Here is a 9495-nt window from a genome sequence, read left to right on the forward strand (position 1 = left end):
GTTCAGCGGGCCAGGCGGTGGAGGGCGAGCGGGCAGCCGGGGACCGGGGCAGAGGGGAAGGTCGCCCGCGCCCAGCCTGCGCGGGCCGGATCGGCCACGAGCACGTGGGTGACACCGAAGCGCTGGGCAAAGGCGCGGGTCGCCTGCGCATCGAGCCGCCCCTCGGCCATGTTGCGCGGGGCCATCATGGTGGCGATCCCGCCTTGGGCTCCGGCACGGGCGGCGAGCTTGTCGTCGCCGATCACCAGCACCCGGGCCGCGGGCGCATCGGCGAGGCAGGCCTTGAGGGCGCGGACATCTTCGGGGTTGTCGAAGGCGGCGGCGTCTCCGGCTTTCGTGCCGATGAGCGCGAGCACCGCCACGGCCAGCGCGGCCACCGCAGCGGCGCCCTTGGCGAAGACCCCCCGCTGGGCGAGCGCGCCGCTCCGGGCGATCCCCCAGCACCCCGCCGCCAGCAGCACCGCGAACGCCGCCAGCACGCCCGCGCCTGCACGTGGGTGCCGCTCCTCCCGGCACAACCACGCCAGCGCCGCAGGGAAGGCGAGGAATGCCGCCACCGAGAGGCCGAGCGGGCTCAGAGCCAGCCCCGCGGCGACATAGCCCAGCCGTCCGAGGTTCGCCGCCACCTTCCCCGCCCACGCAGCCGGATCGTCGGCGAGGGTCGGCTGCGGGGTCGGCCACCAGTCGGTCACATAGGCGCGGGGGTCGAGCGCGGTCGCGATCCCGGCATTGTCGGTCGCGAACAGCGTGCCGAAATGGGTGAGCGAATAGGCCACCCACGGCGAGACCGCGACCAGCGCCGCCGCGAGCGCCGCAAGGGCCTTGGCGGGCGAGCGGGTCAGCCAGCCGATGGCGAGCGCCACCGGCAGCGGCAGCAACAGGGCGTCGAAACGGTTGAGAACCGCGATCCCGGCGATCAGCCCGATCGCCGCAGCCTGAGCGAGGGTGATCGAAGCGCCCCGCACCAGCCCCCGCAGCACCAGCGCATAGAGCAGCAATTGCAGCGGGATCGTGCGGCCCGCCTGCATCTCGATCAGCAGCATGTTGGGGCCGAGCAGCAGCACCAGCGCCGCCCCCAGTCCCAGCCAGGGCGCGCCCGTGACCCGCCGACCGATGCTCTCCGAGGTCAGCGCGACGCCCGCGAAGGCGGCGAAGGCGAGGAGAAGCCCGGTGCGCGGGCCGGTGCCGAACACGGCATCCAGCCCCGCGATCAGCACCGGCGTCAGTGGCGGGAAGCTGGCGGAATACGGCAGGTCGCTGGCATAGGAGCGCCAATGGGTGAAGCGGTAGAAATCACCGCCGACGGTCTGCGAAAGCTCCCACAGCGCCCAAGAATCGGGCGAGTAGGGCGGCGCGGTGAGCACCTGCCACAGCAGCGCCGCCAGTAGCGCGCCGAGCACCGCCACCGGCCACAGCCACCCCGCGCGCGCCACGGCCGCATCGGGGGTATAGCCCCCGGTCGCCGCGACGAAAGTCTCCTTCAGCAGCGCCAGCTTCGAAGCCAGCCCGCCAATCTTGGTCGGCACCTTGCCGTCATCCGGATAACGCCGCTCGACCGGGACATGCGCGACCTTGAGCCCCAGCTGCCCGGCGCGCACCGTCAGGTAGAACAGGAGGTTATAGACCGAGAACACGTCGCGGAACGGCTGCACACCGGGGTGCAGCAGATAGGCCGCGGAATAGGCGCGAAAGCCGTTGGTGGTGTCGGTGAACCAGTGCCGCCCCGCGATGCTCAGCATCGGCGCGTGGATCGCCCGGTTGGCGATGGTGCGCTCCAGAGGCGTATTCTCCGCCGCCCCGCCGGGGAGGTAGCGCGAGCCCTGAACGTAGTCGCAGCCCTCTTCCAGCTTCGCGACCATCGCCGCGACCGCCTCGACCCCGTCCTTGCCGTTGCCGTCGATGGTGACGATCCCGGCATAGCCCTGTCTGAGGCACCAGGCATAGGCCATGCGCAGCTGGGCGCTGAGCTTGCCGGGCCCGGTCTTGGTCAGAACTGCGCGGACGCCGACCTCGCCCATGAAGCCCGCATCGAGCGAGCCGTCGGTCGATCCCCCGTCGGCGATCACCACGTCGACCGGCAGGCCCGCGGCGGCGATGCGGCGGAGCTGGCCGCGGATCCGCTCGCCCTCGTTGATGACGGGGATGACGAGCGCATGGCGGTGCTGGCGGGGGCCGTGGAGCGCCACTTCGTGCGCGGGCACCTCCCACGCGGCGTCATCGAGGATCGGGGGCGGCTGAATGGTCATGCCCGCTCCCCCTCGGGCGCGAAGACGACCCACTTGGAGAGCGCGAAATTGACGCAGAACGACCCTCCCGCGCCGGCGACAAGGATCGCCAGCGGCCACGTCCCGGGCAGCGCCCGGTCCAGCAGCGCGACGATGGCCACGCGCACCGCCAGCGTCACCAGCGCAACCCCGGCGTAAAGCCCCGCGCGCCTGAGCGAGAGCGTGCCGCTCCGAAAACTCCAGGTCTGGTGGATGACATAATTGGCCCCCGCCGCGATGCCGAAGCCGGTCGCCGCCGCCAGCCACAGCGGCATGCCTGCCCAGTGGTGGAGCGCAAAGGCGATGGCGAGGTCAAGGATCACCCCCAGCACCGTCACCACCAAGAAGCGGAGGAGTTCGCTCATCGGGCACCTCCCGACAGGTGGCGGGCGATCCCCTCGGGCAGCGGGGGCAGCGCGGCGAAGTCGATTGCGGGGAGCACCCCGGCGGTGCAGGTCGCGGTGCCGACCTCGGAGCCGTCGAGCGTCTCAAGCGTCAGGCGGGTGGCTCGGGCGGGCGCAACGGGGGCCATCAGCTCGAGCGCCGCGACATTGGCGATGCCATAGCGCGGGAAACCGGCCCAGCGATCTGCGGTGTCTATGGTGTCGGGGGAGTCCTCGACCACGGTCAGCATCGCCCCGCGCCCCGTAGCGAAGGGGGGCTGGCGAGTGACGCTGACCGAGGCGATGCCCGGCGCACCAGCGGCGATCTCGAGCACCATCCACCCTGCCCCGCGCTCGGCGACACGGCACATGGTGGGCGCGGGGTCCGCACGCTTGTTCTGGTCGCGCACCCACAGCACCTGCTGGTCATTGCGGGCGATGGGCGCGTAGTTCTCGCGCAGCGCACGGAAGAAGGGCCAGTTCGCGCGGGTCAGCCACCCCTCCCACCCGCTGTAGTCGGGCGCGATGGTGGTGACGGCGGCGACCTTTCTTTCGGCGACCAGCGCGGTGAAAGCGGCGCGCTTCTCCGGCCCCAGCGCGTGGATCAGCGAGCCGACATCGGCGGGGCTCCGCACCCCCGCGGCAATATCGAGCGGCGAGGTGTAGACCGAGAGCATACGGCCATTGGCGGGAATGCCCTGCGCATCCCACGCCGCTGCCAGCCGGCGCATCGCGGCGAGGTCTGCGGCGTATCCAGGCGTCACATGGAAGCCCAGCGCGGGGTCATAGGTCGAGCGGTATTCGCGCTCGGGCGAGGCGGCGAGGCGCACTGCCTCGGTCCCCACCATTCCCAAGGCGGCGAAGGCGCTCAGCGCAGCGACGTGCCTCGGCTTGACCGCGCGCCGCACCCCTCGCGCCCGCCGCCAAAGCCCCGCAGGCAGCACGATCAGCGGCGCGCAAGCCGCCAGCACGAAGGTGATGCCATTATACTCCGCCCCGACATGCCCCCCGAACTGCGGCACCAGCGCCGTGCCGAGGACGCTCGCACCGACGAAAAGGAAGGCGCTCCCCCGAACCGGCGCGCTCCGGCGGCGCAGGCGCAGCACGGCGGCAAAGGCAAGGCAGCCCGCCAGCACCACCAACCCGAGTGCCGCCAAGGGATCGGCCCGCACGAGGATTTGCGGCAGGTCGGCGGGCGAGAGGATGCGGGTGCTCCGGTCCCACGGGGCGAAGAACCAGAACTGGTCGGCGGCGACATCGCGAAAATTGTACTGGACCCACGGCCCTGGCGCGCCGTGGGTCACGCCCATGAGGGTCGCACCCGCCGACGCCATGACGCCGAGCGCAAGCCCCGCGAGCGTCTTGGCCAGCAGCAAGGGCCGCTCCCAAAGCGCCAGCACCAGCGCGCCCGTGAGCGCAATGACCAGCGGAATGCCCGCATCGTTCGACCACAGCAGCCCCGCCCCCGCGACCAGCCCGAGCGGCAGCCCTCCGGCGAGCGCGCGGCCCTCCAGCCAGACCCGCCGCACCAGCACGACGAAGAACGGGAGCACGAAGAACGGCAGCGCCCCGCGCAGGGGCCGGAGCGACACGCCCGGCTCCAGCGTCGCGGGCCAGACGATCCCACTCGCCTGCCCCGCCAGTGGCCCGGCGCAGTAGAACAGCGCCAGCAGCACCAGCGCTGCCTGCCACCGCCTGCGCGGCGGGATCGGGCGGATCAGCCACGCGCAGGCGTAGCTGCAAGCGAAGGCCCCCAGCAGCACCAGCGTGTAGGCGGCCAATGTCGAGGCAAACAGCGTCTTGCCGCCAGCGACGAACACGGGCAGCAGCGCCAGCACCATGGTAATGCCGAGATAGGACTGGAACGCCGTCCCCAGCGCCTCGCCGCGCGCGAAGTGATCAGCTGCGAACCATGTCTGCAGCGCTCCGTCGATCGAGTTGAGGCTATGCGCATGCAGCAGCCACGCTCCCCGCAAGGCGGCGAGCACCACGAACACCCCCGCGAGAGCGGCGAAGCCGCGCGAGCGCCCCCTTACCTGGAACATCTCACGCATGGACCCGCCCGAACACATGCGCCGGGTCGAGGCCCGCGAACTCCCCGCCGGTCTCCTTCACCGCCTCGAACAGGTCGTAGATATTGTCGATCTTGCCGCCCAGCACCGAGATCACGCGGCTCGTCTCGGGGCTGCGGTGGTAGAGGATCGGCCGCCCGTCATCGCCCTCGTTCTTGATGAGGACGGTCTTCACCTCGTAAATCGAGCGGCGATATTGCGCCCCCGCCATGCACGGCAGGTAGAACTGCGCGTCGCGCTGCATGAAGGCGAAGCGGCTCTCGGGCTGCAAACCGGCGAAATGGGCATAAGGGTCGCGCGCCCGCGCATCGTCGGCCCAGCTGTCGTGCGGGGTGTAGCGCACGTGGGTGAAGGAATAGAGCCCCTCGGCGGGGTAGGGCATGGCGGAGAAGAACGGCCCGTCCATCACCGTCACCCCGATCCGCTCCAGCTCGCGTGGGGGCTCGACAAGGGCGAGCTCGGCGATTTCGTGCTTGAGGCGCGCCGGGGGGAGCCCCGCCTGCGCGAGCACGGCGTTGATCTGCGAATAGGTGATGTTGAAAGCAAAGCGCGCGGTGACTTCGCTGCCGTTCGACAGCCGCGCGACGACGCCGCTGCGATGGTCCTGAAGCGCCATGACGCCAGTCGAAAGCCGCACTTCGATCCCGGAGGCCGCCAGCCGCTCGCCGACCAGCCGCCCGAGGATCTTGTGATCGAAGGCGACCTCATGGCAGGCGAAGACCTCCTCGATCCGCTCGGGGCTGAACAGCGCGCGCTGTGCCGGGCTGGCGACTTCGATCGGCGCGCCCATGTCGCGGAACATGCGATGGAACTTCTTCGCCGTCACCTTCGAGCGCCGCCGGGCGATGGCGTAGAGCATCTGGAAATCGGCCACCACCGCTTCGGGGAAATCGGCGAGGAAGCGGCGGTGGAGCAGCATCGACTTAACCGCCGTTGCCGCGCTCCTCGGATAGTGGAAGCCGGTGTGCACCCGCGCCTGGTTGACCCGCGAGGCGCGGTCCATCAGCCGCTCGCCCGCCTCCACCAGCAGCACGCGCGAGGAAATCGAGCGCAGGTACAGCGCCAGGCAGCAGCCGTAGAAGCCGCCGCCGATAACGATGTAGTCGTAGGAGGTGCGCTCCCCCGCCATCATGCCTCCGGCGGCGGGGCTGGTGTATCGCTTTCGAGTACCACGTTGAGATCGAAGGCGACCTGCTGGAACAGGTCAATGCGGTTGACCTCCTCGGGCACCGACACGCCTTTCAGCCGCCGCTGCTGCTTCAGCAGATGTTGCAGCCCGAGAGAAAGGCCCAGCGTCGAAAAGCCCATGAAAGTGGCGCTCACCGCGAGCATCGCGTTGGTCGTCAGCCAGCCCGGCGCGAGCTGGTCGACCAGCAGCACCGCGCCCACGATCCACGCGGCGTAGGCCAGCCCCACCAGCGTCAGCAGCGCCGAGGTGATCGCGACCACCGACAGGATCGTCGGGGTAAGGTAAACCAGCAGCGTCTGGAGCAGCGCGAGGCGGCGCCCGACCCCGTTGAAGGCGGTGCGGCTCGCGACCTTGGCCGCGGTGCGGAACCATTCGCGCGGCAGGCGCGGATCGCGCGGGGGAAAGCGCAGCGCAAGGCGCGGCTCGTCATGCGCGAGCAGCAGGTTCAGGAGCGTGCGCGGCATCGCGATCGACTGCCATTCGGCCGGATCGACATTGAACCCGGCAAGCTTGCCGAGCGCGACGAAGGGCCAGGCGGCAAGGCGCTTGAAGGGCTTGCGTTCGGGGCGGAAAGCCATCGTCACCGCGTTCTCGCCTTCCGCAAAGTCGAGGAAGGCGAGCACGTCGAGCGCGGCGATCTCGTCGAGATGGCCGAGGATGACGAGGTCGCCGATGGCTTCCTCGGCGGCGATCACGCGGCGGTCGTAATATTCGGTGCCACGGCGGACCACGAACAGCCGCGTGTTGGGCACCTCGCGCACGATGTCGAGGAAGGCTTCGCGCTGGTTGTCCTCGACCACGAGGATGATCTCGCGGAAGCGGTAGGCGCCGTCGAGCGTTGCGGCCAGATCGCGCAGCGCGGCGAAGGTGGCGGGGGTGGCGGCAAGCTCGGAGAAACAGACCGAGACCACCACGTCCTCGCGCGGCTTTCTGAACTGGTTGGTGTCGGGCTCACGCATGGAGTGCCTCCATGGCGTCATGCGCCTGCGTGAGCGCGGCGACCGCGCGGCGGACGGCGGCGAGGCCCTCGGGCGCGCGCTTCATCTCGATCGAGACCGCGCGGGGGTAACCGGCGGCGGCAAGGCCTTCCAGCACAGGCACCAGCGCAGCAGGATCGGCGGGCGCAGGAGCGAGGTCAGGCTCGCTGACATGGACGTGGGAGAGGCGCGGGGCGAGATCGGGCAGGCGCGCGGGCACGCTCGTGAAATCGCTGTTCATGTGCATCGCGCCCAGATCGAGGTGGGGGACGACAGCCGGGTGGTCGACCAGCGCGACGAAGGCCAGCGCCTCCTCCAGCGTGTTGCAGAAATTGGTGCCATAGGCCGCCGGATTGGCCTCGATCGCGATGCGGGTGTCGGCGGCGGCGGCGGCGTCGCCCAGCTTGCGGAACACCTCCGCGGCCCGCGCCAGCGCGTCGTCCATCCCCATGCCGTCAGGCACCCGGCGTTGCAGCGGCGAGCCGAACACGAGATTGGGGATGCCGAAACGGTCGGCGAGTGCGATCGCGCGGCGCATCCCGCTCTCGAAGGCGGCGCGCGCCTCGGCCCCCTCGAACAGCGCCGCCCCGGTGACGCCGAACAGCAGCGACTGCATCGAGACGAGGCGGAGCCCGGCGTCCGCCATCTCGGCCCGCGCGGCGCGCGCGCTGGCGGTGTCGGGAAGGAAGGGGTCCTCGGCCGCGTGGAAGAACAGCCCCGGCGCGATCTCGAGCCCCGTAAAGCCCGCCCCGGCGAGGATGGCATAGGCCTCCAGCCGCTCGTCCGGGGCCCAGGCGATGTTGGACATCGAGAAGATCACGCCACACCCCTGCGCTGGCCGGCGAAGAAGGCGGCGAGGTGTTCGAGCGTTTCGGCGGCGGCGAACTGGTAGGGGCCCTCGGCGCCCCACAGCCCGGCATGACGCGTGCGCATGTCCTCGCGGTGGAGGCGCGCGGGCGTCTCGGGCATGGGGCGACCGGTCAGCGCGGCATGGATGTCGGCGGCCACGAGCGGCTCGGGGGCGAGGTGGAGGTGGGTCAGCCCCGCTCCTTGCGCGATGCCGATGTCCTGCCACAGCCGGTCGGTGTTGTAGTATTGGTAGGTCGTCTCGCGGTGGTGGAACTGGGTCGCAGTCACGCCGAGCGCGTCGAGCGCGGCTTCCAACCCGGGGCGGCGCGGGTCGGCATCGAGCGCGGCCCGGTCGAGCTTGAGCAGCCCCGTCGCCGCATCGGGCGCATAGAGCGCTGCCAGCCACACGGCCAGATCGCCGCCGAGCGCCGTCCGCAGCGCCGCGTGCCGCGCCTCGGGAAGCATGGAGGGGACGGGGTTGAGCAGATCGAAGAGGAAGTTCTTGCGCAGACCCGCCCCGAACAGCGCGGGCAGGCGGACGATCAGGCTGCCGGGGAAGCGCTCTTCCACAAAGGCCTCGAGCGCGCGGCGGTGGCGGCCATAGGCGAGGTCGTGCTGAAAGCGCTGCGTGCCCTCGTCATCGCCCCCGGCGAAATCGGCGAGCACCGCGATCGAGGAGACAAGCACGAAACGCTCCGCCTCCACCTTGTCGAGCCGCGCGATCAGCGCGTCGATTGCCGCCTTGTCACGCTCGGGCGCGCGGTTGGCTTCGAGCATCGATCCGGGCGCGGCGGCGCAGACCAGCGTGCCGAAGCGCGCGCCGGTGATTTCGGCGATGTTGGCGCTGTTGTAGCGCGCGTCGAACCACGTCTGGCGCAGCAGGGCGGTACCGACAAAGCCGGTGTGGCCGATCAGGCCCGTGGGCCGGGGGGAGGAGTCGGGGGCATTCATCGCGTCGTGGGCCGGGGCTGCTTTCATGTCCGCAGCCACACGCGATAATTAACATTGCTCTAGATTGGGTTAACCACCCCGGCCTCAGGCGCGCGCGGCGATTTCGGCGGCATCGAAATAGTGGATGCGCAGGGTCCTGAGCAAGCCGTCCTCGAAGGTCCCCGCCTCGCAGATCGTCTGGGTGAAGGGCGCACTGCCGTCCTTGGGGTGCATGGTGAGGCGGATCACCATCACCGCATGGGTCTCGCCCCCGGTGCAGTCGAGGATTTCGAGATCGGTGTTCACCCAGGTGCCGTACATGGCGGCGGCGCAGCGCTGGAGCGCGTCCTTGCCCCGCCACTCCCCCGCGAAGGGCAGCGAGTTCGCCTCGTAGAGCACGAAATCGGGGTGGATAAGCGCCTCGACCGCCGCCCAGTCGCGGGTGCCGGCGGTGGCGTAGACCTTCGCCAGCATTTCCCTCGGTGAGAGTCCTTGTTGTCCTGCCGCTGCGCTACTTGAGGACATCACTCCTCGATGGTCCCGATCAGGTCGCCGACCTTGTAGACCGCGCCTTCCTCGCCGGTGGGGCGGATGATGCCGCTGGCCTGCGCCTCGATCTCGGTGGTGCTCTTGTCGGTCTCAACGGTGTAGATGATGTCGCCCTTCTCGACGCGCTCGCCATCGCCGAACATCCATTCGACGAGGGTCATTTCGACCGCGCTCATGCCGAGCTTGGGGATGCGGATTTCGGATGCCATTGGTTCGGTGCCAGTCCTGCTTGTTCGGGTAGCCCCTCCCCTTCAGGGGAGGGGCTACCCGAACAAGCAGGAC

General features: G+C 70.2%; 9 protein-coding genes. All 9 read right to left on the reverse strand.

The window, feature by feature from the left end; genetic code table 11:
* Window positions 1-2: 2 nt before the first annotated feature.
* Genes AX708_RS20715 through AX708_RS02300 form a run of 9 tightly spaced genes read right to left on the reverse strand, consistent with a single transcriptional unit; the run spans window position 3 to window position 9422 of the window.
* Window positions 3-2246, reverse strand: a complete 2244-nt coding sequence (locus AX708_RS20715) for a glycosyltransferase family 2 protein (RefSeq protein ID WP_197426250.1) — start codon at window positions 2244-2246, stop codon at window positions 3-5.
* Window positions 2243-2629 carry a GtrA family protein gene (locus AX708_RS02265; RefSeq protein ID WP_066532113.1) on the reverse strand — a complete coding sequence of 129 codons (387 nt, stop codon included), beginning with the start codon at window positions 2627-2629 and terminating at the stop codon, window positions 2243-2245. The genes AX708_RS20715 and AX708_RS02265 overlap by 4 nt, the downstream gene beginning before the upstream one ends.
* A complete protein-coding gene (locus AX708_RS02270; protein ID WP_156443492.1) occupies window positions 2626-4701 on the reverse strand; it encodes a hypothetical protein in 2076 nt (691 codons plus the stop codon). The genes AX708_RS02265 and AX708_RS02270 overlap by 4 nt, the downstream gene beginning before the upstream one ends.
* Window positions 4694-5851, reverse strand: coding sequence for an FAD-dependent oxidoreductase (locus tag AX708_RS02275; RefSeq protein ID WP_197426249.1), 1158 nt, complete (start codon window positions 5849-5851; stop codon window positions 4694-4696). Before AX708_RS02275 ends, AX708_RS02270 begins: the two co-directional genes overlap by 8 nt.
* Window positions 5848-6867, reverse strand: coding sequence for a hypothetical protein (locus AX708_RS02280; RefSeq protein WP_066532108.1), 1020 nt, complete (start codon window positions 6865-6867; stop codon window positions 5848-5850). The genes AX708_RS02275 and AX708_RS02280 overlap by 4 nt, the downstream gene beginning before the upstream one ends.
* On the reverse strand, window positions 6860-7693 hold the full coding sequence (locus AX708_RS02285) for a sugar phosphate isomerase/epimerase (protein WP_066532451.1): 834 nt from the start codon (window positions 7691-7693) through the stop codon (window positions 6860-6862). The genes AX708_RS02280 and AX708_RS02285 overlap by 8 nt, the downstream gene beginning before the upstream one ends.
* Before the next feature lie 8 nt (window positions 7694-7701).
* A complete protein-coding gene (locus tag AX708_RS02290; protein ID WP_197426248.1) occupies window positions 7702-8712 on the reverse strand; it encodes a hypothetical protein in 1011 nt (336 codons plus the stop codon).
* Window positions 8713-8769: 57 nt separating this feature from the next.
* A complete protein-coding gene (locus AX708_RS02295; protein WP_066532102.1) occupies window positions 8770-9138 on the reverse strand; it encodes a nuclear transport factor 2 family protein in 369 nt (122 codons plus the stop codon).
* 50 nt (window positions 9139-9188) lie between these two features.
* Window positions 9189-9422: a biotin/lipoyl-containing protein gene (locus tag AX708_RS02300; protein WP_066532098.1), complete on the reverse strand. Its 234-nt coding sequence runs from the start codon at window positions 9420-9422 to the stop codon at window positions 9189-9191.
* Window positions 9423-9495: the final 73 nt, after the last annotated feature.

Origin of the sequence: Erythrobacter sp. CCH5-A1 (assembly GCF_001557115.1) — a bacterium.
Taxonomy (GTDB): Bacteria; Pseudomonadota; Alphaproteobacteria; order Sphingomonadales; family Sphingomonadaceae; genus Erythrobacter.

Bases quoted from the DNA above. Each gene is read 5' to 3' on its own strand.
- AX708_RS20715 (WP_197426250.1), bottom strand. From the start codon at position 2,246: ATGACCATTCAGCCGCCCCCGATCCTCGATGACGCCGCGTGGGAGGTG.
- AX708_RS02265 (WP_066532113.1), bottom strand. From the start codon at position 2,629: ATGAGCGAACTCCTCCGCTTCTTGGTGGTGACGGTGCTGGGGGTGATC.
- AX708_RS02270 (WP_156443492.1), bottom strand. From the start codon at position 4,701: ATGCGTGAGATGTTCCAGGTAAGGGGGCGCTCGCGCGGCTTCGCCGCT.
- AX708_RS02275 (WP_197426249.1), bottom strand. From the start codon at position 5,851: ATGATGGCGGGGGAGCGCACCTCCTACGACTACATCGTTATCGGCGGC.
- AX708_RS02280 (WP_066532108.1), bottom strand. From the start codon at position 6,867: ATGCGTGAGCCCGACACCAACCAGTTCAGAAAGCCGCGCGAGGACGTG.
- AX708_RS02285 (WP_066532451.1), bottom strand. From the start codon at position 7,693: ATGTCCAACATCGCCTGGGCCCCGGACGAGCGGCTGGAGGCCTATGCC.
- AX708_RS02290 (WP_197426248.1), bottom strand. From the start codon at position 8,712: ATGAAAGCAGCCCCGGCCCACGACGCGATGAATGCCCCCGACTCCTCC.
- AX708_RS02295 (WP_066532102.1), bottom strand. From the start codon at position 9,138: ATGCTGGCGAAGGTCTACGCCACCGCCGGCACCCGCGACTGGGCGGCG.
- AX708_RS02300 (WP_066532098.1), bottom strand. From the start codon at position 9,422: ATGGCATCCGAAATCCGCATCCCCAAGCTCGGCATGAGCGCGGTCGAA.